Here is a 22,046-nt window from a genome sequence, read left to right on the forward strand (position 1 = left end):
GTCTGGTCCGCGTCTTACGCCGTTTCGGTAGGGTCCGGCAGGATTTGGCGACCTTCATCGTCAAGATCCCAGAACGGATTGAACGCCACCTCCCACGGGTGACCGTCGGGATCGGCGTAATACCCTGCGTAGCCGCCCCAGAACGTCTTTTCCGGCGCTTTCAAGGCTGTTGCACCGGCTGCAATGGCCTTGGTGTAAGCAGCGTCAACTTCGGCCTCGGACCGGTGATTATGGGCCAGCGTGATCGCCCCAGTGCCAAGTGTCGCGCCTTCGCGGCCCTGATCCTTGGCAAGTTCATCATGCGGGAATAGCCCAAAGACACTGCCGGCGATCTGGTAAAAGATGACCTTTCCGGGCACCTCGTCACGCGGCACCCAGCCCATATCGCCGTAGAATTTACGCGACACCGCCAGATCGGCGACGCCCAAAGTGATCACACTGACGCGCTGAACCGGCAGGTCTGTCATGGCTTTTCCTTTTGTTGCACCGTTGATCGGCCTTCTTCATCGCTGACTTCGACGTATTGCGCGCGGCTGTCCAGTTCGCCGAACAATTCCGGCCCCGTGCCTGTCATCCACGCCTGTGCGCCCAGCGCGCATATCTCGTCATAAAGTGCCGCGCGGCGGCCCGCGTCAAGGTGGGCTGCCACCTCATCCAGCAAAAGGATCGGCGGCGCGCCAAAATCGCGGGCCAGCGCCCGCCCGTTGGCAAGGATCAGGCTGATCAATAGCGCCTTTTGTTCACCAGTCGAACAGTCCTTCGCGGCAACGCCCTTGGCCGCATAAACGGCCTGCAAGTCCGACCTGTGCGGACCAATCAATGTTCGACCTGCGGCCATATCGCGCCCGCGGTTTTGCGCAAAAGCATCCAGCAGGCACGATGGATCATCAGGGTCCGGCAAGGGCGGATCGGCCTGAACCAAGGTCAGCGCGGCGGTTGGAAAGGCCGTTTGCGCGGCCTCTTGCGCGGTGTTCAGCGCCATAACAGCGGCCTGCCTGTTGGCGTGTATTTTCGCACCAGCATCAGCCATTTGCCGTTCAAGTGCTGCATACCAATGGGCATCGCGGACCATATCCTTGAGCAGGCGATTGCGTTCGCGCATCGCCTTTTCATACGATAGCACCGCGTCAGCGTGGATCGGCTCAAAACTGAGCGTGGCGCGGTCCAGAAAGCGGCGCCGCCCGTCCGCGCCTTCGATCCAGAGCCGGTCCATAGACGGGACGAGCCACAGCACGCGCCCGATCCGCCCGAGCGCCACCTGCGTCGCCGATTTGTCATCGATGCGCACCTGACGCGATGCGCCGGGTTCGGCTTGCGTGGCGACCTCGTGCGTTTGATGCAGGGATTGCAGGGTCGCCGAAACCTTCCAGCCTAGTGCCTCCGGCCTGCGGATCAGATCATCGGTCGCCGCACGACGTAACCCGCGTCCGGGCGACAAAAGCGATACCGCCTCGAGCAGGTTGGTCTTGCCAGCGCCGTTGCTGCCATAGATTGCGATGGGCCGTGGATCGACCTCAAGCACAGCGCGTTTGTGGCTGCGAAAATGTGATAGCGTGAGATGCGACAGGGCAAGCCGGGTCATCGGGCAACCCTCAGGCATTGGCATAAAGCCCGCGCGCAAGGACCGTCGCAGGATGTGCCTGCAATGTCTGTTTCAGAGATGGTCCGGCTCACACACGCATCGGCATCACGACATAGATCGCGGAAGTATCATTGCCTTCGCGCATCAGGGTCGGGTCGCCGGACGAGTTGAACATGAACACCGCATTTTCGCGGTCCACCTGACTGGCGATTTCCAGCAGATATTTCGCGTTGAACCCGATCTCCAGCCGCTCGTCGCCATAGGCCACGGCAAGCTCTTCTTCCGCCGCACCGCTGTCGGGCGCGTTGACGGACAGGATCAGGCGGTCTTCGTCCAATGCCAGTTTGACCGCACGCGAACGTTCGGATGACACGGTGGCCACACGGTCCACGGCCTTGGCGAATTCGGCGGCGTCCACTTCCAATTTGCGGGTGTTGCCCTGCGGGATGACGCGTGTGTAATCGGGGAACGTGCCGTCGATGACCTTGGACGTCAGCGTGATATCGGGCGTGGCGAAACGGATCTTTGTCTCGGACACGGACACCGCGATCTGCATATCGTCATCGTCCAGCAGCTTGCGCAGCTCGCCCACGGTTTTGCGGGGCACGATCACGCCCGCCATGTCGGCGGCCCCGTCAGGCAGGTCCGCATCAATACGGGCCAAACGGTGACCGTCTGTCGCCACGCAGCGCAGCACCTTGCCACCATCGCTGTCGGCCACGTGCATATACACACCGTTCAGGTAGTAACGGGTTTCTTCGGTCGAGATTGCGAACTTTGATTTATCGAACAGGCGGCGCAAATCCGGCGCTTTGGCCGAAAAGTTCGCGGCGTATTCAGACGACGCCATGACCGGAAAATCTTCTTTGGGCAGGGTCGCGAGCGAGAAGTTTGACCGCCCCGCCTCGATTGTCAGGCGACCGGATGCGCCGTCTTCGGTCAGGGTGACCAATGCGCCGTCGGGTAGTTTGCGGACAATTTCGTTCAACGTGACAGCTGACACGGTTGTGGCACCGGCGCGGTCAACCTTGGCATCCGCACGGTCAACGACCTCGATATCCAGATCGGTTGCGCGGAACTGCACGTCATCGCCCTGTGCCTCGATCAGCACGTTTGCAAGGATCGGGATCGTGTTGCGGCGTTCGACCACGGATTGCGCCTGAGCCACGGCCTTAAGCAGGCTTGCGCGTTCAATACTGAATTTCATTTATCCGTGCTCCGAAGTCAGTTGGGACGTGAAAACTACCTGTTTTCACGTCCCTTACAAGTTATTTTTAGGTCTGGTGCCCAGACGGGCCGCAGGTTTGGCAAATCACTCGCGCAAGGCGCGGCGCAGCAGTTCAAGATCATCGGCGATCTGGCTGTCTGTTGCCTTCAACTCTTCGATCTTGCGGACGCCATGCATCACCGTTGTGTGGTCACGCCCGCCAAAGCGACGGCCAATTTCCGGCAGCGACCGGCTTGTCATATGTTTGGCCAGATACATCGCCATCTGACGGGGCCGCGCCAGCACGCGCACGCGCTTGGGACCAATCATGTCCGACAAACGAATGTTGTAGTGCTCGGCCACTTTGCGCTGGATTTCCTCAACCGTGACCTTGCGATCCGATGCCTTGAGCACGTCGGACAGACAATCCTGCGTCAGTTCAAGGCTGATGGTACGCCCGACAAGCGATGCAAAAGCAAAAAGGCGGGTCAAAGCGCCTTCAAGCACGCGGACGTTGGTTGTGATGCGATGCGCAAGAAATTCCAGCACGCCTGGTGCGACCTGAAGGTCCGGATAGAGCTTCATCTGGCCTTCCATCTTGGTCTGCATGATACCAAGGCGCAGTTCGTAATCTGTCGGGTGCAGGTCAACGACCAGACCACATTGCATGCGGGATTTGATCCGCTCTTCCAGATCCTTGATCTCGCCCGGTGCGCGGTCGGCAGAAATCACGATCTGCTTGCCGGCATCGACCAGCGCATTGAAGGTGTGAAAGAATTCTTCCTGCGTGCTGTCCTTGCCGCCGATGAACTGGACATCATCGACCATCAGCACATCAACCGACCGGAACAGCGATTTGAAGTCCATCATCTTGCGGTCGCGCAGCGCGGTGATGAAGCGGTACATGAACTGCTCAGCCGACAGATACAGCACGTTCAGCTCTGGCGAACGCGTTTGAAGCTCGTGGGCGATGGCGTGCATCAGGTGGGTTTTGCCCAGACCGACGCCACCATAAAGAAACAGCGGGTTAAACGTGACAGGCCCGCCTTCGGCCACACGACGTGCGGCGGCATGGGCCAGTTCATTGGGTTTGCCGACGACAAAGCTGTCAAAGGTAAAGCGCGCATCCAGCGGCGAGCCACTGATCGCGGGATTGGTCACAGGGGCCGGTTTGGCGGCTTTGGGTTTTGGAGCGGGCGCGGCCTGTGTCTTGGCTGGAACGACAAAACGCAGACGCTGCGCGTTAGAGCCTGCCTTGGCCAGATGATGCTTAATCAGATCACCGAAGTTTTGATCGACGTAGTTGCCGATGAAAGTCGTGGGAACGTCGAAGGTGGCTACCCCGCCGTCTAGCTCTGCCAGTCGCAGGGGTTCGATCCAGCTTGAGTAGCTGTTCTTGCCGACAGCCCCCCGCAATTCACCCAACACCTGCGCCCATAATCCGTCCGTCATATTACCTCAGCCCGATCCACCAAAATCTGTCCCAAAAGAGGCCCCACACCTCTCGCTCGTGTGATCACATCGCGCCGGACAAAAGATGGCCGATCTGTCCAATGGACAGGCCCCCTCGGCCACACTTGCCAATATACCAATCTGTGGTCGGTCACGGGTTTCCGTGCCTCTCACAAACCGGTCAAAAGCCGGACAAAACGCGCACGCGGATTGGAGCAGTGACCAACCCGATACTGACACAAACAACTGAATGGCAGCGGCGCATCTGCGCCAGCCGAGCAGCCCTGTTTGCATGCGGAAACACAAAGAAATAAGACCTATGCGGCCATGTTCATCCTTCGCGCATTCCCGTCATGTCCCCCCGGAACGATGTGAATCGCATGGACAACCTAGCAAGGTGGAAGCGACCGGTTCAACACAACAACACGCTTGACTCTGACCCTGCCCGAAAAGAATCTCCGGAGGCTTTGAAACAACTTAAAAAATCACAAAGATCGTCAAAAACTGAAAAGCGCGCCCCGTGGGGCGCGCTTTCACAAATCAAACAATGAGCGGCGGAAATGCACCACCTGCCCCAAGGTCAGCCGATGGCTTTGACCCGCGATGCCAGACGCGACATTTTCCGTGCGGCTGTGTTCTTGTGGTAGACGCCTTTGGTCACACCGCGCATCAATTCAGGCTGTGCCGCCTTCAGTGCTGCTGCTGCTGCATCCTTGTCACCGCTTGCGATTGCTTCTTCAACAGCGCGCAGGTGCGTGCGGATGCGCGAGCGGCGCATTTTGTTGACTGCAAAGCGGGCTTCGTTCTGGCGGGCGCGCTTCTTCGACTGTGGAGTATTTGCCATGTTGTGTCTCGTCCGTATCAAGGCCCGTGTCGGGCACATTAAAAATATATAGCGTCAAAGGCCCGACCGGGTTTGTTACCGGCTGATTCTGGTCAAAGCGGACCTCACACGCATGTCTGACGCGGCGTATAGGCCGACGCGCCCAAAAAGAAAAGCCTCAAACGCGCGTTATTTGTCGCGGAACTGTGCGTCACGCTTTTCCGAAAACGCAGCCATACCTTCGGACTGGTCATCGGTTGCAAAGAGGGCCTGAAACATCCGCCGCTCATAGGCGATGCCTGCGGCCATCGTCGTTTCATAGGACTGGTTAACCACATCCTTGACCGCCATCGTGGCGATCTGCGACTTTTCAGCGATCTTTTCAGCGGCGTTGCGCGCCTCGTCCAGCAGCTTTTTGGCGGGCACGACGCGGGACACCAGACCGGAGCGCTCTGCCTCTTCGGCGTCCATGAACCGCCCCGTCAGGTGCATGTCCATCGACTTCGACTTCCCGACAAAGCGAGTCAGACGCTGCGATCCGCCCATGCCGGCGATGACGCCAAGGTTGATCTCGGGCTGACCGAATTTCGCGGTTTCGGCGGCAATGATAAAGTCGCACATCATCGCAAGCTCGCAACCGCCGCCCAGCGCATAGCCTGCCACGGCGGCGATGATCGGTTTGCGGGTGCCATTGATCTTGTCCATCTCGGGGCCAAAAAACCGGCTGTTGAACATATCGACAAAGCTTTGCTCGGCCATTTCGGTGATGTCGGCCCCTGCCGCAAACGCCTTTTCCGAACCCGTGACCACGATGCAGCGCACCTTGTCGCTCGCATCTGCCTCTTCCAAAGCTGCGCACAATTCGCCCAACAATTTCTGGTTCAGGGCATTCAGCGCGTCTGGCCGGTTCAGCGTTATCGTCGCCACGTAGTCCGATACATCCACGATGATGGTTTCATAGGCCATGTGATTGGTCCCTTTGCCGCATGTCAGACCAATGTGATGACCTGATGGCGCGCGGCTTTCAAGTTATCTTTGGCATTGCGGACAGAAGAAGCTGGAGCGCCCCGACTGCACGATGCGTTTGATCGTCTTGTCACAACCCGGTGTCGCGCAGGGCTGATCCTCTTGATCGTAGACCTGAAAGACATGCTGGAAATAGCCCAACTCGCCATCCGCTTGCCGGAAGTCGCGCAGCGATGAACCACCTGCGTCAATCGCCTCTGTCAGCACCTGCCGGATCAACGGGACAAGGGTCGCAACACGCGCCGCACTGATCCGCCCGGCCTTACGCGCGGGATGGATGCCGGCACGGAACAGCACCTCGCACACGTAGATATTGCCGAGGCCCGAAACGATTCTCTGATCCAATAATGCGGTTTTGATCGGCGTGTTGCGCCCTTTGAGTTGCTGGATCAGGTAGTCTTCATCAAAGGCGTTACCCAGCGGCTCGGGTCCAAGGGACCGGATCAACCAGTGATCGGTCTCATTCACCGTATTCATCAGGTCCATCGCGCCAAAGCGCCGCGCATCGTTGAACGTGATCCGCGCGCCATTGCCCATGTGCAGCACAACGTGATCGTGTTTGGCGGGTGCGGGATGGTCGTGAAAGAAGTCACCCACCGTATGACCAGAGATCAGCATCCGCCCCGACATGCCCAAATGGATCAGCAGGCTTTCGCCGCCTGACAGGTCGGCCAGAATATACTTTGAGCGCCGCCTTAGCCGTTCCACCTGCTGCCCTTCCAACCGTGCGGCCATGTCATCGGGAAAGGGCCAACGCAGATCGGGGCGGTTCACCTCCGCGCGCGCAATCACGGCCCCCTCCATCACGGGGGCAAGCCCGCGGCGGACCGTTTCGACCTCTGGTAGTTCGGGCATAAGAGCGCCTTTTCGTGTTGCGTTGCCTGACAGATAGGCTTGTCACCACGCGACACAATGCCATTTGTGTCTTGAACGGTGCGGGTATAGGCCTGTGGCGATAGAATTTTCGGGCGAAATACGATGACCGACGACAACAAGACCACCACACACTTTGGCTTTGAAACCGTGCCGGAGAACGAAAAAGCAGGCCGCGTGCAGGGCGTGTTTTCATCGGTTGCCAGCAAATACGACATTATGAACGACGTGATGTCGGGCGGTATCCACCGCATCTGGAAAGACGCGATGATGGATTGGCTTGCCCCGCGCCCCGGTCAAAAGCTGCTCGACGTCGCCGGCGGCACCGGCGATATCTCGTTCCGTTTCCTGAAGCGCGCGGGATCGGGCCACGCCACCGTGCTGGACCTGACCGAACCGATGCTGGTCGAGGGACGCAAACGCGCCGAAGCGGCATCCATGTCCGACAGCCTTGATTGGGTCGTGGGCGACGCGATGGCGCTGCCGTTCGAGGACAACACCTTTGACGTCTACACCATCAGCTTTGGCATCCGGAACGTGACCCGCCCGCAAGATGCGCTGGCCGAGGCCTATCGCGTACTGCGCCCCGGCGGGCGCTTGATGGTGCTGGAGTTCAGCCAACTGCCCAACCCGATGATGCAGGCGGCCTATGACGCCTATTCGTTCAACGTGATCCCGCGCATGGGCAAACTGATCGCCAACGATAGCGAGAGTTATCAATACCTTGTGGAATCGATCCGCAAATTCCCCGATCAGGATACGTTCCTGTCGATGGTCCGTGCCGCCGGTTTTGAGAATGCAAAATACCGCAATATGACGATGGGTGTGGCGGCCCTGCATTCCGGTTGGAAGCTCTGACATGCGCGGGCCGCACAACATCATCCGGCTGATCCGCACCGGTGCTACGTTTGAACGCACCGGCGCGATGAAGGTGGTCCTGGACGCGCTGGAAGCACCGCCTTTGCTGCGCGGCGTGTTCCGCACAATCGTCTGGCCGTTTCAATGGCTGGGCTACAAGGGTGATACGGCAATGCCGCCCGTGCCGCGCGCGCTGACAGCGCTGGGTCCGGCCTATATCAAATTTGGGCAGATCCTGTCGACGCGCCCCGATGTGGTCGGCGATGACATGGCTGTGCAACTTCGCGTTTTGCAGGACAAACTGCCGCCCTTTTCAATCGAAGAGGCCCGCGCTGAGTTCAAACGCGAATTGGGCGTGGACGTGAACACGGTATTTTCGAGCTTTTCAGAGCCAGTCGCGGCCGCGTCGCTCGCCCAGGTCCACAAAGCGCACCTGATGGAAGACGGCACGGCGGTTGCGGTCAAAGTCCTGCGCCCCGGAATTGAACGCGCGTTTCGCAAGGATATCGACGCATTCTACTTTGCCGCACGCGCCGTTGAAGTGCTGTCGCCCTCGTCCCGCCGCTTGCGCCCAATGGACGTGATCACTCATTTTGAAGGGGTGGTGATGGGCGAATTGGACTTGCGACTGGAATCCTCCGCCGCATCCGAATTTGCCGATAACACAAAGAACGATACCGGATTTCAAGTGCCCCGCGTGCGCTGGCATCTGTCAGGCCGCCGCGTGATGACGCTTGATTGGGCCGAAGGCGTGAATGCAGGCGACAATGACGCACTTGATGCTGCGGGTCACGACAGGCGCATTCTGTCGACGCGTGTATTACAGCTGTTTCTTAACCATGCCCTGCGGGACGGTTATTTTCATGGCGATATGCATCAGGGAAATCTGAAGGTTGCGCCAAACGGTGACCTGATCGCTTATGACTTTGGCATCATGGGGCGGATCGATAGCTATACGCGGCGCGTTTATGCGGAAATTCTTTTCGGCTTCATCCGCCGCGACTACCAGCGCGTGGCCGAGGTGCATTTTGAAGCGGGCTATGTGCCTCCCGACCGCGACGTTGATGAATTTGCCCGCGCCCTGCGCGCTGTCGGCGAACCGATTTTTGGAATGGATGCGACTCGCATTTCGATGGCGCGGTTGCTGTCGTACCTGTTTGAGGTGACCGAACGCTTCGGCATGGAAACCCGCACGGAGCTGATCCTGCTGCAGCGCACGATGGTTGTGGTTGAAGGCGTCGCGCGATCGATGAATCCCCATATGAATATCTGGGAAGATGCGCGGCCTGTGGTTGAGGCATATATTTCGGACAGTATCGGTCCGAAGGCGCTTGCGCGTGACTTGTTCAAGACCGCGATTGTGCTGTCTCGCTTTGGTCCGCGATTGCCGGAATTGGCGCAAGCGGCCTTGATCCGGCAAACGAACCCGGCCCCCGCACCTAAGCCGCAACGCTTGCGGGCGCGTCTTTCGTGGATGGCGCTTGGTGCCGTTGGCATGGGCGCGCTGATCTGGATTGTGCAAGCGATTTGATGCGGCATTAGTCGGTCGGGATAGGCCGCAAAGCAGTCGCCGCAGCAGCAGGAATTACTACGCCACCTTGCAAAACAAGCTCTGCCCCGTTGGGACCTGTGCGCACCTCGGTCACTTCAGCGTAGCTCGAAATTGGATCTTCCGACAGAATTCCATCCGCATTATATGACACCGTGGCGAACTGGTAGGTGCCTGCGGGCAACGGATAGCCGTCAGCAGTCACGCCTGCCCAATCGACAGACTGCGCATTGATATCAATCGGTTGGCGCTGCACCTCGTTACCACTGGTATCACGCACAATAATTTCGGCAGTCGTCGCGCCACTGGCGATGGTTGGGGTCAACGGGACCGGCGTACCGTCAAAGGCGATACCAGATGGCGCGCGCACCTCTTTACCGACCCAACTTGCAAAATCTGTCAGGCCTGACGCGCCCATTTGCGAGGCAAGATTGCGAAGTAAATCGTTCGTTTGAACCTGCTGTTCGACGCCCGAAAACGTGGCCAACTGAACTGCGTAGTCGGACGACTCAATCGGATTAAGCGGGTCCTGATTTTGCATCTGGACCGTCAACATGCGCAGAAAGGTGTCAAAGTCGGATGTAATCGCTGACGCCGTTTCCGCTTCGGGTAAAGGTGTTCCAGCGAATGCAGGTGGGGTCTGTGTGATTTCCATTTTTATTCCTTAAAGACGCAAATCAAGGCCGGTTGTGGCATGCGTGACTTGGCCGGGTGCGTCCGCGTCGGCGGCGTCATCAACCGCGTCGGTGCCCGCTGTATTTGATGCATCGTTGTGTGCAGGCGTGTGGCCATCGCCGCCGAAACTGAAATTCAGGTCTGCGTAGCCCAAGGCGCGAAACTCTTGCGATAGCAGATCGATATGCCGACGCATCAGGTCCGCCGTTTCAGGGCGTTCGGCCGTAACGACAAGGTTCATCACCCCGTCCCCACTGGTCAACCGCAGCGCGACCCGCCCCAATTCTTCGGGTCTGAGCGTTACCTCGGTCACCCCCTCCTTAAGAGGTGTGATCGTAGCCGCAACCTGTTGCGCAATCTGCCGCGCGTGGTCGGATTGTGCGAATGATTGCGGCGCGACTGATGCAATTCGCTCTGTATTGGCGGAGGTGGCTGGTGACGAGGTCGGAATTTCCGCTGATTGTAAGAACTCAGCCCTAAACGGGTCGCTTGATATCGCGGGTAAAGCGGGAGTGATCGGCGCTTTCGCGAATGCTGTCGGCGCGCTTGCGGCACCAGGCAAATGCGGAGCGTTCTGCGGGAGTAAGCTACTAGCCGATTTAGGTGAATTTTGATCTGATACGACATAGGAATGCTTGTCCGATCCTGTCGAAACTATCAGTCGATCAGGATTGCCAACAGCCATGGCTTGCAAGGAACTGGCGGGAGCCGTCTGCAACGCGAACTGCGGGGGCGTGGTCACACTTTCCTTTGCCGGTAGCTGAATTGGTGCCGCCTCGGGAGCAGCTACCACTTGTGCTGTTTTCGGCGCTGCAGCCTGCACCGTATGGTTACGATGGGTGGCCTGCCCGCTCGTCTGACGCACTCCTTGTTGCGCAGATGTTGCCTTCCCCAAAACGTCTGAGGCTAACTGTCGATTCGCGGAAAGACTGGCTCTTTCCATTTCACGCATAACAGGCCGCGAATGAGGTTCAGACAAGACAGGCCGCTGCGAGGCAGCGCTTTGTACCGGATCAATATTCTGGGACGCGGCGGCAACGACGTGAGGAACGTGCGGCGATGTGATCGGTTGTTCCAAGACGGTGGTGACGACGCGCGATGCAGATTGAGGTTTAGAGGCATCTGGCTGATTTTCTTCGATGCTCGCGAATGGCCTGCGATTAGTTTCAATCGCGTACATCATTTTAGCAGTGTCCATGATGACGGGTTCGCTCTGCACCCTATCCTGCCGGAGGTCTGACGATACCACCTGCGAGCGGAAATCTTCTGGCGGCTGCGGAGCGCTGGGACCTGCCTCTAGCCGTCTCTCAAACATGAAAGCGGCAACACTGTTACGCGGTTTGACCAATCCATCTTTGTCGCTAGCATTGAGGGGTTGGGGCGGTGCTTCGGACCCTGTATTTTCGATGGATTTGGGCGCTTGTGTCTGCGCTATACCAGTCGTGTCTGAAACCCGTGAGTGCGTCGCCAATTGCTGCGACCCATCGCTTATTGGCATCGCCTCAATCGGTGGAGAAACATTGGTTCTAATCTGAAAATCGCCATGATCCGGCTCAGAGCTTATCCTCGCACCCTGCTCCGCCGCAGCACTAGATCCTTCATCCATTCCTTCGGCGGTAAGTTCATCGTCAGAAGCGGGCGCATCTTCAAGTACATCACCATCCGGCACCAGGTTCGGGTCTCGCGTCTCGAAAGCAAGCTGGCCTGCGAGAACAATGCTGAAGCCGATATCTCCATCCTCGCCGTAATGACTGGCCGCGCCGGACAGCTTTGCGTGCGACACTCCCGAATCGGGCATCTGGATCAATGGCGTAAGGGACATGGCGAACCTTTGTCGTTCAAAACAAAAATGAATTTACGCCAAATTGCTTACCGATTGTTTACCGCTGACCTGCATAAGCGACGGACACGAAGAATTCGAAAGTATCAATATGACAGTGATCCCCGTCACCCCGTTGCACGCCGCGACCATCACAATCGATGGATCCGACATGAAATTGCGACAGGCCGCAGTGCAGCTTGAGGCGACATTCCTGTCAGAAATGCTGAAGTCCGCGGGATTCGGGGAAAGCCGTGGAGAGTTTGGCGGCGGTGCGGGAGAGGATCACTTTTCGTCCTTTTTAAGGGACGCGCATGCGAAGGAACTGGCCCGAACCGGAGGGATAGGATTGGCAGAATCACTCTTTGAAGCCATGAAAGCACGGCAAAATGCCTGAGGTTTGGGAGGAAGATGTTACGACGCTTCTAACAGCGGAACGACAGGCGATCCTGCTTGGTGATTTTGAGGCTGTCCTTGCTCTGTCAGTGGCAAAAGAGAATCTAATTTCGCAGATCGAAACATCCAAATTACCAGCTAATGATCTTGCTCGGCACTTGGGCCGATTGCAGGACAATCAAACGCTGTTGGCCGCAGCAATGAAGGGTATCGCAAGCGCACAGACACGTCTGAAGGAACTAACAAACGTGCGTGATGGCCTGACTGTCTACCATCACAACGGGCGCACTGACCGGATTGCCAATTGTCGTCCTGCTTTTGAGCGCAAGGCCTGAAAAAATTTGAAATGGGATAGCGAAAAACCTTGGGGCCTTAAACAAAGCTTAGGAATTAGTCCGCCATAACCCACACATGCCAGAACGGTTGCTTTCACCCTCGCGGCTGAAAGTTCGCAGTCAGAATGACGTTCCCACACGGTCTGGTCACAGATCGGTCCAATGAAAATCTGGCGCAAAATGCACCGCACAATGAAGGCAAACACATGTCCAGTATTCTGACAAACAACAGCGCGATGGTCGCGCTGCAAACACTGAAATCCATCAACTCCGACCTGTCCAAAACACAGTCGATGATCTCGACCGGTAAAGCCGTTGGCAGCGCAAAAGACAACGCGGCTGTCTGGTCCATCTCAAAAGTGATGGAATCCGATGTGAAGGGTTTCAAGGCAATCTCTGAAAGCCTGTCGCTTGGCGAATCGACTGTCGCCGTGGCACGCAACGGTGCCGAGAAAATTACCGATCTGCTGAACGATATTAAAGGCAAGATCATTGCAGCAAACGAAGAGAACTTTGACGCGGACAAGCTGCAAACAGATCTTAGCGCGCTGCGCGACCAGATCACCAGCATCACAGGTGCTGCACAGTTTAACGGTCTGAACCTGCTGTCCAACACCGAAACCGGCGGCGATCTTGATGCAATCATCGCAAACGCTGGGTCCGGCACTGTGAACGTGCTGTCATCTCTGGATCGCGATGCAAACCAGAATGTCGCATCTTCTACCATCGGCGCGGGCAAGCAAGACCTTGGTCTGAATGCTGGCACCGTTGGCGCGGGCACCGACATCACGGCAGGCACCGCGCTTGCGGGCGCAGGTGCTATCGCCGATGGCGCGGTTGGCACGCTGACCGTTGCGGGTGACGCGGCCCTTGCTGCACGTGAAGGTAACGCAGTTCTGGCCGGTGACAGTTACAGCATCACGGGCGCACCGTTCGGCCTCTCGGCCAACGTAACTTACGTGGCCCGGGATGGTGATACGGTAACTGATATTGCCAAAGCGTTGGAAGCTTCCTTCCAATTCCAGATCACGTCCGATGGTGTGACAGGTCTTGAGGTTACGCGCGACGGTGCCGCGCTGTCGATTGCCAACGACACTGGCGCGTCCATCACATCTGCAATCGCGGTGACGACTGAAGGCAGCGTTGGAGGCGGGCTTGAGCTTCTTGGAAAGGTCGATGTATCGACCCTAGACGGCGCAAAGGCCTCTCTCGGGGCTTTCGAAAGCCTGATTTCCAAGTCAATCGATGCTGCCGCGTCCTTTGGCTCGGTCGAAGGTCGGATTTCCATCCAGAACGACTTTGTCACCTCTTTGTCCGACAGCCTGAAGTCTGGCATCGGCTCACTGGTCGACGCAAACATGGAAGAGGCATCAGCTCGACTGCAGGCACTTCAGGTGCAACAGCAGCTTGGCGTTCAGTCCTTGTCGATCGCAAATCAGGCACCTCAGTCGATTCTGTCGCTGTTCCGGTAAAGCAAATCAGGGGCGCCGGTTAACTGGCGTCCCTATGCGATCAACGGCGGTAAAACCGCTTTACGTTCTACTCCGTCCCGGAAGGATCACCCGTGAACGCTATCGAACTTGCCCAAAAGGCCTACGCACCAACCCAATTCCCTCTCAAATCACATCGCGCTGTAGAAGCGCAGCTGATCGCACAGATCACAGCGCGCTTGCGCAAGGCCGATGCCAACCGCGCCGAAAATTTCCCGCAGCTCGTCGCCGCCTTGCACGATAATAGGCAAATGTGGCTAACCCTAGCTATCGATCTGGCTGACGAAGACAATGGTCTGCCGGATACTTTGCGGGCCCAGCTTTTCGCGCTTGCACAGTTTACCCACACCTACACCCAAAATGTTCTGCAGAATGGCGTCAGTGCAGCGACGCTAGTTGATATCAACACAGCTATCTTGCGCGGCCTCAACCAGTCCGAGGCTGGCTGATGTCGGGGTTGGTTCTGAAACTTAACCCGCAAGAACGTGTCCTGATCAACGGTGCAGTGATTGAAAACGGCGACCGCCGCAGCCGCGTTTCGATCCTGACCCCCAATACGAATATCCTTCGTCTACGCGATGCGATCCGCCCTGATGACGCGAATACGCCAGTCAAACGGGTGTGCTACATTGCCCAGCTTGTTCTGTCGGGAGATGTGTCTATTCCGGATGCCACCCATCAAATTATGCAGGGCATCGAAAGTCTTTCGCAGGTGTTGAGGGATGACGATAGCCGGGCGCATCTGACTACCGCAACCAACGCAGCACATCACCAAGATTTTTACCGCGTACTAAAATCGCTTCGCGCGCTCCTGCCGCGTGAAGCACGATTAATGCAGGCCTATCCGATATGACATTCCAGCCCGTTGTTCCTTTGGCAGGCTACACGGGTTGGCGCTTTCTCCAGCGCACCTTGGAAGGCCAGCAAGCCGCATTCGAGGCCAGCACAACGGTCGTGCGCGCGACCGACTATTTTCGCGAAAATATTGGCGAGATTTTAAAGGCAGAAGATCTTGTTGCAGATCGCCGCCTGCTGGAAGTGGCACTTGGCGCATTCGGTTTGGACGACGATATCAACAACAAGTTTTTCATTCAAAAGATCTTGGAAGACGGCACAACCGCCGACGATGCGCTGGCCAATCGCCTTGCGGACAATCGCTATGCCGCGTTTTCGCAGGCCTTTGGATTTGGCGATTTTGGTCTGCCCTTAACAACTGCGCCAACACTGGCCGAAGATATCGTGCAAAAATTCGAGGCCAAGCAGTTTGAACGCGCAGTTGGCGAACAAAACAATGATCTGCGCCTCGCACTCAACCTCGAAACAGCGCTAGATGATATCGTAAGCGGTTCGCGAAGCGAAAACGCACAATGGTTTTCCATGATGGGCAATCAGCCGCTCAGGCAAGTTTTCCAGATCGCGCTTGGCCTACCACCCCAAATCGCCAGCATCGATCTTGACCAGCAGCTGGAGGTGTTTCAGCGCCGCGCCGCCGCAACCTTTGGCACCGAAAGCCTTGCTGATTTCAACGATCCCGACACGCAAGAGGATTTGATCCGCTTGTTCTTGGTCAGATCGGAAGCTGCAAGCACCTCAGCCACCAGCAGCGGGAACATTGCGTTATCCTTACTACAGTCCAGCACGCTGGTGCCACTTGGCGCATAAAGCTTAACCGCTTGCACGCGACGTTTCCGCCGCTGCCAGCGCCTGACGTAGTACCGCAAAATGGGCGTTTGTTCCCCGTTGGTCTTTGACAGACATAAAGCGGTCAAGTGCAGGCTCACATGCGATCGCAGCATCAATGGCCGGATCGGTCCCCTTTTCGTAAAGACCTGCCTGGATCATCATCTCGGCCTTTTCATAATCGCCAAGCAATTTGCGGCACTGGGAAATCGCCGCGTTCTCAGCTGCATTCGCCGCAACCGGCAAAGAGCGTGACACCGACCGAAGCAAGTCAATGGCCGGAAAACGGCCCCTTTCTGCAATCGCGCGATCCAGTACAATATGCCCGTCAAGCACGCCGCGAAGCATGTCGGCGACCGGCTCTTCCATATCCGATCCGGCGACGAGAACCGAAAAGACCGCCGTGATGTCGCCTGTCCCGTCCACTCCAGGACCCGCACGTTCGCATAATGACGCTACCGCCGGACCAGTTGAAGCCGGAAAGCCACGCAATGCCGCGGTCTCACCTCCAGCGACTGCAACCTCGCGATGGGCCTCGCAAAAGCGAGTAACGGAATCGACAAACAACATGACGCTGCGCCCTGCATCGCGAAAATGTTCGGCGACGGCCATCGCAGCCCACGCACACCGCCGCCGAACATGCGGCGCCTGATCCGAAGTTGCGGCGACGACAACTGCACGCTTCATGCCTTCGGCACCAAGCACATCTTCGACAAAATGGCGCACCTCTCGACCCCGTTCGCCGACCAAAGCAATCACGATGACATCGGCAGCAACACCACGCGCAAGGTCTGCCAGCAAAGTGGATTTACCAACCCCCGACCCCGCAAAAAGACCGATCCGTTGCCCGTGAACAAGTGGCAACAAAGTATTAAAGACCGCCAATCCAGTCTCAAGCCTTGCACCCAGAGGCTTGCGTCGTCGCGCCGCGGGCGGCCTGTTTTGCACCGGCTGCCCGGCAAAACCTGGCAGGATCGGGCGACCATCAAGCGGTTCCCCGTCAGGATCAATCACGCGACCAATCCAGCTTTCGTGCGGTGCAAATTCCGTTTGCCGCATCAATGCAACCGGGTCGCCTGCCTTCAATCCGGTCGTGGCGCCATCGGCCATCATATATGCATGTTCACGCGTGAGCCTGACGATTTCGCCCCCGCCACCCTGACCGATCATCGCTATCCGGTCACCAAGCGCGACCTGCCCTGCAAGCCCGGCAATCCGGCATGTGCCCGCAGCAATTTCATCAATGCGGCCAACAGGTCTTTGCGGTTGAATCTGGTCCAGCGCCCGCGACATCTGCGCAATTAAATCGCCATTCATTGTGAATCCCCCAAGTTGAAACAACTTCTTTTTAAGGAATCAGCCTTAAGCATTGGTTGAAACGGACTGAGGAAGAATTCCGCATGTATCAATCGTTGGCGATTTTTGAAACGGCAGGCAAAATGGCGCAGCACGCTGGTGCGCGGCAGGCTGTCGTTGCCCGAAACGTAGCGAATGCAGATACGCCGGGCTTTCAGGCAATGCATATGGCCAGGTTTTCGGAAAGCTATCAGGCCGCACCGCAGATGCGCGCGACACGGCCTCTTCACGCACTGACAGCACCCTCCGGCGCCTCCACCGCCACAGCACAAGTGGCCCAGACCGAAATGTCGCCCAACGGGAATAGCGTTTCTGTCGAGGACGAGATGCTTTCGGCAGTGGATGCCAGCCGCGAACATTCCCGCGCGCTGGCAATTTATAAACACACCATGACCGTGCTGCGCACGACCATCCGTAGATAAGGGGCCGCAATGACAGATTTTTCAGATGCGATCAGCGTTTCATCCAGCGGGATGAAAGCGCAGGCAAGCCGTTTGCGGCACTTGTCAGAAAATATCGCCAACGCCGATACGCCCGGATACCGGCGCAAGACAGTCGCGTTTCAAGACGTGCTGGGGCGTGTCGAAACCGGACGTGTCAGCCTTGATCAGACCAATCTGTCACGCATTTTCGAACCCTCTCATCCGCTCGCGGACGAGGCGGGATTTTACGACGGCTCAAACGTCAATCTTCTGGTCGAAATTGCCGATGCCCGCGAGGCGCAGCGCAGCTACGAGGCAAATCTGAAAATGTTCGATCAGGTCAGACAGATGTCTCAGTCACTTATGGAACTGCTCAGAAATTAAGGAACATCTAGAATGGATATTCGCAATTCACTTGTCGCGCAGAACTACGCGGCAGGCAAATCCGCCATTGCACCCGAAACAGGCGCTGGACAGGCCGCATTCGGGGCGGCCAATTCGTTCATGGACACCCTGCGCCAGAGCGAGGCCAACGCGATGGACGCAATGACAACCGGGTCGGATCCACACACGCTGGTGCAAGCCTTAGCCCAGACAGAACTGGCAGTTCAGACCGCCGTGACCGTGCGTGACCGCGTCGTCGAGGCGTATCAGGAAATCCTGCGGATGCCGGTCTGATCCATGGATGAAGCATTATTCTACGACACGATGCGCCAAGGTCTTTGGGTCGCGTTTGTCATTTCCATCCCGATCCTGTCGGTCGCCCTGATCTCGGGCTTGGTTGTGGGGTTGTTTCAGGCGCTGACCTCAATTCAGGAAATGACGCTGACATTCGTCCCGAAACTGGCCGCCATTATCGGCGTGTTCTGGATCACGATGAACTTCATGTCGGAAACGCTTGTTTCGTTTTTCAAGGCAACGCTGGTGCCGCTTATTGCCGGAGGTTTTTGATGGATAATGCAACTTACGCCACCCTGACACGCCAGTCCGGTCTGATGAACGAACTGCGATTGGTGGCCAACAATATTGCAAACGCCAACACCACCGGCTTTCGCGCCGAGGGGATGATTTTTTCCGAACATGTGAACAATCTGGGCGCTGATCACGCCTCACTTTCAATGGCCACTGGCCGCGTGCGCGACACGGTCATGCTGCAGGGCACCATCGACCAGACCGGCAGCCCCTTCGACCTTGCGATTGAGGGTGATGGGTTCTTCCTGATCCAGACACCCGAAGGGGAAAGATTGACCCGCGCCGGTGCGTTCACAACGAGCCAGAATGGCGACCTTGTAACTGCCGACGGGCACCCAGTTCTGGATGCAGGTGGCGCACCCGTTTTCATTCCACAAGGGCTTGGCATGGTTGCAATTTCATCCGACGGCACCATCAGTGTAGCAGGTCAGCCCATCGGGCAAATCGGCCTTGTCGTACCGAATGATATCAATGGAATGATCCGCGAGGGCGGCACAATGTTCGCCGCACCGGACGGCTTTGGCCCCGTGCCGGACGGGCGGATGCTGCAAGGTTTTCTGGAGGCGTCGAACGTGAACCCAACTCTCCAGATCGCGCGCATGATTGAAGTGCAGCGCGCCTACGAGCTGGGCCAGAATTTTCTGCAAAAAGAAGACGAGCGTATTCGCGGCGTCATTCAGGCCATGGGCCGGTAAAGGAGACGATATATGCGTGCCTTAAAAATCGCCGCTGCGGGCATGACCGCACAGCAAATGCGGGTCGAGGTGATTTCCAACAACCTCGCCAATATGAATACCACAGGCTACAACGCGCGCCGCGCCGAATTTGCGGACCTGCATTATCAACAGCTTGCCCGCCCCGGCACGATTAACGCCGCTGACGGCACAGTGCTTCCCACCGGCGTGCAGCTTGGTCTGGGTGTACGCGCCACCGCTGTTTCGATGCTTCTGGAACAGGGGTCGCTGGCCCAGACGCGCGGTGATCTTGACGTCGCGATTGAGGGGCTTGGCTATCTCGAAGTCACGCTGCCAAACGGAAACGCGGCCTATACCCGTGACGGTGGACTAAAGCGCACAGGCGACGGGCTGATCGTCACGTCCGATGGCTATCCGGTTGTTCCCGATATCACCATTCCCGACGACACGCGCTCAATCTCGATCAATGCCGAAGGCGAAGTTTACGGTTACTTCAACGATCAGGTGCAACCGCAGCTATTGGGGCAATTCACCATCGCCGGGTTTACCAATCCCAAAGGGCTCGAGGCGATCGGATCGAATCTATTCCTGGAAACCGCGGCGTCCGGCCCGTCCAACGTCACGACCCCTGGGCAAGACGGTCTTGGGCTGCTGCGCCAAGGATATCTTGAGGACAGCTCTGTCGATCCCGTGCGGGAAGTCACTGACCTGATCGAGGCGCAACGCGGATACGAATTGAATTCCAAGGTGATATCCGCCGCAGACCAGATGCTTGGCGCAATGGTGCAAGTCCGATGATCAGATTGGCCCTCATCCTGATTGGCCTCGCTAGCAGCGGTTTCGCAGACATGGTCGTGCCAGTGCGAACTCTGCCGGCCCAAACATTGATCAGCGCTGGCGATATTGCGTTGCGCGACGGCGCAATGCCCGGTGGGGTGTCAGACCCGTCGCAAATCATCGGAAAAGAGGCCCGCATCGCACTGTTCGCCGGGCGACCAATCCGGCTTACCGATGTGGGGGCGCCTGCCATTGTTGAACGCAATCAGATCCTTTCGCTGATCTACAACCGTGGCGGCCTAGTGATCGCCACTGAGGGTCGCGCATTAGACCGCGCCGGGGCTGGTGAGCTGATCAGGGTCATGAATATCGCGTCGCGCAGCACAGTTAGCGCGCGCATCGGCGCAGATGGAGCGGCTTATGTTTCTCAGTAAATTCGCCATCGTCTGCGCAGCCCTGCTGATAACGGCCTGCAGCAGCACACCTATCGGTCAACCACCGCCGTTCACCCCGCCCGAAGCGACAACAGGTCGCGCGGCATTCGCCACATATACGCAGCCTGATCCAGTCAATGCCGTGGCGCCAAGCGGATTGCAGGCCGCGTCGCTTTGGACGCGCGATCGCGGGTCATTGCTGGGTGACCGTCGCGCAATGCAGCGCGGTGACATTATGACCGTTGTCATCGAGATTGATGACGAGGCCGAGATTTCAAATTCAACTGACCGTTCCCGTTCAGGATCACAGCAACTTGGTGTCCCGCAGCTGTTCGGTCTTCCACAGCGGATCGACAATCGCTTGCCCGATGGCGCATCGCTTGCGAGCGCAGTGCAGTTGAATTCCCAGAGTGACGCCAATGGCACCGGATCTGTCCGGCGCAACGAAAAGCTAACGCTACGGATCGCCGCGACGATCATTGATGTGCTGCCGAATGGCGTGCTCTCAATCTCTGGCAATCAGGAAGTCCGGGTGAATTTTGAGCTGCGCGAGCTGAACGTGTCGGGCTATGTCCGACCCGAAGATATCACCCGCCAGAATGAAATCACTTACGACAAAATCGCATCTGCACGGATTTCATATGGCGGGCGGGGCCAGATTACGGATGTGCAGCAGCCACGCTACGGACAGCAAGCTCTTGAGTCTATTCTGCCATTCTAATTCGAAAATCCGGAGATCAATATGAAGACCCTTCTCTTGCCGATCATATTGCTCATCCTTGGCATCGGATCCGGCGTTGGCGCTGGGATTTTTCTGAAACCTGCTGACGACGTCGAAGAAGGGTCGCTGACCTGCACCTGCGATGATGCGAAAATCCTGCCGCCAGACGCTGATGATGCTGCCGCCGAGGCCGTACCTGCAAATGCGGAAGGCAATGAATTCGCAAAACTCGCCAACCAATTTGTCGTCCCGCTTGTGAGCAATGGTGAGGTATCTGGCCTCATCGCGATGTCGATCAGTCTTGAGGTGCCCGAAGGCGGGGTCGAAGCGGCATTCGCACTTGAGCCACGGCTTCGTGATGGCTTTCTGCAAGTTATGTTTGATCACGCCAACACAGGCGGGTTTGAAGGCAATTTCACTTCGTCATCAAACATGCGGATCTTGCGCCGCGAACTTCTTGCCAGCGCTAAACGCGCCGCAGGCGATAAAATCAGCGATGTCCTGATCCTCGATATCGTGCGCCAAGACGTCTAGTCAGACATCCTCGCGATCTTTGTCTTTAACGCGGTCGTGGTCTTGATCATTAGCTGGCGCGTCGCCTCGTTCCGGCCAAACGCCGTTCGTACAGCCGATAGTTGTGCGGCCTTCAACGCACGCACTTGGGCAATTTCCGTATTCAAAACCATCCGGCGATCATAGGCCCATTGCCGCCAACGCTGATCCGCACCCGCCACCGATGCGGGACCACTGGCAACAGAATTGCGAAAGTCACTGTCGAGCGATTGGAGCAAACTGTTTAGCCGTATCATGCGCTGATCAATCGCATTCATCTTGGTCTGCTCTACGGAAAGGGCCATCTGTGTAACTTGGTGCATGCGTTCAAGTTGTTTCAGCTTTCGAGGTG

At 57.4% G+C, this 22,046-nt stretch carries 28 protein-coding genes; 17 read left to right on the top strand and 11 right to left on the bottom strand.

What is annotated here, in order from left to right; genetic code table 11:
* Positions 1–14 precede the first annotated feature (14 nt).
* The 7 genes from V8J84_RS00330 to mutM all read right to left on the bottom strand — a co-directional run bounded on the left by V8J84_RS00330 (position 15) and on the right by mutM (position 6,945).
* A complete protein-coding gene (locus V8J84_RS00330; RefSeq protein ID WP_445285945.1) occupies positions 15–467 on the bottom strand; it encodes a VOC family protein in 453 nt (150 codons plus the stop codon).
* Entirely contained in the window at positions 464–1,582 is a 1,119-nt protein-coding gene (gene recF, locus V8J84_RS00335) for a DNA replication/repair protein RecF (protein WP_339927500.1), read from the bottom strand. Before recF ends, V8J84_RS00330 begins: the two co-directional genes overlap by 4 nt.
* Before the next feature lie 88 nt (positions 1,583–1,670).
* Positions 1,671–2,789 (bottom strand): DNA polymerase III subunit beta, encoded by a 1,119-nt coding sequence (gene dnaN, locus V8J84_RS00340; RefSeq protein ID WP_339927502.1) that lies wholly within the window; start codon positions 2,787–2,789, stop codon positions 1,671–1,673.
* A 105-nt stretch (positions 2,790–2,894) separates the two neighbouring features.
* The gene (gene dnaA, locus V8J84_RS00345) at positions 2,895–4,241 is read right to left on the bottom strand and encodes a chromosomal replication initiator protein DnaA (RefSeq protein ID WP_339927503.1); all 1,347 of its coding nucleotides are present in this window, start codon (positions 4,239–4,241) and stop codon (positions 2,895–2,897) included.
* Between the two features lie 580 nt (positions 4,242–4,821).
* The gene (gene rpsT, locus V8J84_RS00350; protein WP_339927504.1) at positions 4,822–5,085 is read right to left on the bottom strand and encodes a 30S ribosomal protein S20; all 264 of its coding nucleotides are present in this window, start codon (positions 5,083–5,085) and stop codon (positions 4,822–4,824) included.
* 168 nt (positions 5,086–5,253) lie between these two features.
* Complete coding sequence (locus tag V8J84_RS00355; protein WP_339927505.1) at positions 5,254–6,030, bottom strand: enoyl-CoA hydratase; 777 nt, start codon at positions 6,028–6,030, stop codon at positions 5,254–5,256.
* Positions 6,031–6,093: 63 nt separating this feature from the next.
* Positions 6,094–6,945 (bottom strand): bifunctional DNA-formamidopyrimidine glycosylase/DNA-(apurinic or apyrimidinic site) lyase, encoded by an 852-nt coding sequence (mutM, locus tag V8J84_RS00360; RefSeq protein ID WP_339927506.1) that lies wholly within the window; start codon positions 6,943–6,945, stop codon positions 6,094–6,096.
* Between the two features lie 123 nt (positions 6,946–7,068).
* On the opposite strand from mutM, the gene ubiE reads away from it, so the two are divergent.
* A complete protein-coding gene (ubiE, locus tag V8J84_RS00365) occupies positions 7,069–7,821 on the top strand; it encodes a bifunctional demethylmenaquinone methyltransferase/2-methoxy-6-polyprenyl-1,4-benzoquinol methylase UbiE (protein ID WP_339927507.1) in 753 nt (250 codons plus the stop codon).
* Between the two features lies 1 nt (position 7,822).
* Positions 7,823–9,352: a 2-polyprenylphenol 6-hydroxylase gene (ubiB, locus tag V8J84_RS00370; protein ID WP_339927509.1), complete on the top strand. Its 1,530-nt coding sequence runs from the start codon at positions 7,823–7,825 to the stop codon at positions 9,350–9,352.
* 7 nt (positions 9,353–9,359) lie between these two features.
* Here ubiB and V8J84_RS00375 read toward each other — a convergent pair whose 3' ends face one another.
* Both V8J84_RS00375 and V8J84_RS00380 read right to left on the bottom strand, forming a co-directional pair.
* Entirely contained in the window at positions 9,360–10,025 is a 666-nt protein-coding gene (locus V8J84_RS00375) for a flagellar hook capping FlgD N-terminal domain-containing protein (protein ID WP_339927510.1), read from the bottom strand.
* 9 nt (positions 10,026–10,034) lie between these two features.
* The gene (locus V8J84_RS00380) at positions 10,035–11,867 is read right to left on the bottom strand and encodes a flagellar hook-length control protein FliK (RefSeq protein WP_339927511.1); all 1,833 of its coding nucleotides are present in this window, start codon (positions 11,865–11,867) and stop codon (positions 10,035–10,037) included.
* A 109-nt stretch (positions 11,868–11,976) separates the two neighbouring features.
* Here V8J84_RS00380 and V8J84_RS00385 point away from each other — a divergent pair, with 109 nt between their 5' ends.
* From V8J84_RS00385 to V8J84_RS00410, 6 genes are all read left to right on the top strand, one after another.
* A complete protein-coding gene (locus tag V8J84_RS00385) occupies positions 11,977–12,261 on the top strand; it encodes a rod-binding protein (RefSeq protein ID WP_445285946.1) in 285 nt (94 codons plus the stop codon).
* On the top strand, positions 12,254–12,595 hold the full coding sequence (locus V8J84_RS00390; protein WP_339927513.1) for a hypothetical protein: 342 nt from the start codon (positions 12,254–12,256) through the stop codon (positions 12,593–12,595). The genes V8J84_RS00385 and V8J84_RS00390 overlap by 8 nt, the downstream gene beginning before the upstream one ends.
* A gap of 206 nt (positions 12,596–12,801) precedes the next feature.
* Complete coding sequence (locus V8J84_RS00395; RefSeq protein WP_339927514.1) at positions 12,802–14,067, top strand: flagellin; 1,266 nt, start codon at positions 12,802–12,804, stop codon at positions 14,065–14,067.
* Positions 14,068–14,159: 92 nt separating this feature from the next.
* On the top strand, positions 14,160–14,534 hold the full coding sequence (gene flaF / locus V8J84_RS00400; RefSeq protein ID WP_339927516.1) for a flagellar biosynthesis regulator FlaF: 375 nt from the start codon (positions 14,160–14,162) through the stop codon (positions 14,532–14,534).
* Entirely contained in the window at positions 14,534–14,938 is a 405-nt protein-coding gene (flbT, locus tag V8J84_RS00405) for a flagellar biosynthesis repressor FlbT (protein ID WP_339927517.1), read from the top strand. The genes flaF and flbT overlap by 1 nt, the downstream gene beginning before the upstream one ends.
* The gene (locus tag V8J84_RS00410) at positions 14,935–15,747 is read left to right on the top strand and encodes a DUF1217 domain-containing protein (protein ID WP_339927519.1); all 813 of its coding nucleotides are present in this window, start codon (positions 14,935–14,937) and stop codon (positions 15,745–15,747) included. The genes flbT and V8J84_RS00410 overlap by 4 nt, the downstream gene beginning before the upstream one ends.
* Before the next feature lie 3 nt (positions 15,748–15,750).
* Here the strand turns inward: V8J84_RS00410 and V8J84_RS00415 are convergent, their stop codons facing one another.
* A complete protein-coding gene (locus V8J84_RS00415) occupies positions 15,751–17,082 on the bottom strand; it encodes a FliI/YscN family ATPase (protein ID WP_339927520.1) in 1,332 nt (443 codons plus the stop codon).
* A gap of 83 nt (positions 17,083–17,165) precedes the next feature.
* Between V8J84_RS00415 and V8J84_RS00420 the strand changes: the two genes are divergently transcribed.
* The 9 genes from V8J84_RS00420 to V8J84_RS00460 are packed head-to-tail and all read left to right on the top strand — an operon-like array spanning position 17,166 to position 21,676.
* On the top strand, positions 17,166–17,543 hold the full coding sequence (locus V8J84_RS00420) for a FlgB family protein (protein WP_339927521.1): 378 nt from the start codon (positions 17,166–17,168) through the stop codon (positions 17,541–17,543).
* Between the two features lie 9 nt (positions 17,544–17,552).
* Positions 17,553–17,927: a flagellar basal body rod protein FlgC gene (flgC, locus tag V8J84_RS00425; RefSeq protein WP_339927522.1), complete on the top strand. Its 375-nt coding sequence runs from the start codon at positions 17,553–17,555 to the stop codon at positions 17,925–17,927.
* Positions 17,928–17,939: 12 nt separating this feature from the next.
* Positions 17,940–18,221, top strand: coding sequence for a flagellar hook-basal body complex protein FliE (gene fliE, locus V8J84_RS00430; protein WP_339927523.1), 282 nt, complete (start codon positions 17,940–17,942; stop codon positions 18,219–18,221).
* Positions 18,222–18,224: 3 nt separating this feature from the next.
* Entirely contained in the window at positions 18,225–18,494 is a 270-nt protein-coding gene (locus V8J84_RS00435) for a flagellar biosynthetic protein FliQ (protein ID WP_339927524.1), read from the top strand.
* Positions 18,494–19,210: a flagellar hook-basal body complex protein gene (locus V8J84_RS00440; RefSeq protein ID WP_339927525.1), complete on the top strand. Its 717-nt coding sequence runs from the start codon at positions 18,494–18,496 to the stop codon at positions 19,208–19,210. The genes V8J84_RS00435 and V8J84_RS00440 overlap by 1 nt, the downstream gene beginning before the upstream one ends.
* 12 nt (positions 19,211–19,222) lie before the next feature.
* On the top strand, positions 19,223–20,008 hold the full coding sequence (flgG, locus tag V8J84_RS00445; RefSeq protein ID WP_339927526.1) for a flagellar basal-body rod protein FlgG: 786 nt from the start codon (positions 19,223–19,225) through the stop codon (positions 20,006–20,008).
* Positions 20,005–20,421 carry a flagellar basal body P-ring formation chaperone FlgA gene (gene flgA / locus V8J84_RS00450; RefSeq protein WP_339927527.1) on the top strand — a complete coding sequence of 139 codons (417 nt, stop codon included), beginning with the start codon at positions 20,005–20,007 and terminating at the stop codon, positions 20,419–20,421. The genes flgG and flgA overlap by 4 nt, the downstream gene beginning before the upstream one ends.
* Entirely contained in the window at positions 20,408–21,142 is a 735-nt protein-coding gene (gene flgH, locus V8J84_RS00455; RefSeq protein WP_339927528.1) for a flagellar basal body L-ring protein FlgH, read from the top strand. The genes flgA and flgH overlap by 14 nt, the downstream gene beginning before the upstream one ends.
* 21 nt (positions 21,143–21,163) lie before the next feature.
* The gene (locus tag V8J84_RS00460; protein ID WP_339927529.1) at positions 21,164–21,676 is read left to right on the top strand and encodes a flagellar basal body-associated FliL family protein; all 513 of its coding nucleotides are present in this window, start codon (positions 21,164–21,166) and stop codon (positions 21,674–21,676) included.
* Here V8J84_RS00460 and V8J84_RS00465 read toward each other — a convergent pair.
* Positions 21,673–21,999, bottom strand: a complete 327-nt coding sequence (locus V8J84_RS00465) for a hypothetical protein (protein WP_339927530.1) — start codon at positions 21,997–21,999, stop codon at positions 21,673–21,675. The genes V8J84_RS00460 and V8J84_RS00465 overlap by 4 nt on opposite strands.
* Between the last annotated feature and the right edge of the window lie 47 nt (positions 22,000–22,046).

Source organism: Yoonia sp. 208BN28-4 (assembly GCF_037543925.1).
Taxonomy (GTDB): Bacteria; Pseudomonadota; Alphaproteobacteria; order Rhodobacterales; family Rhodobacteraceae; genus Yoonia.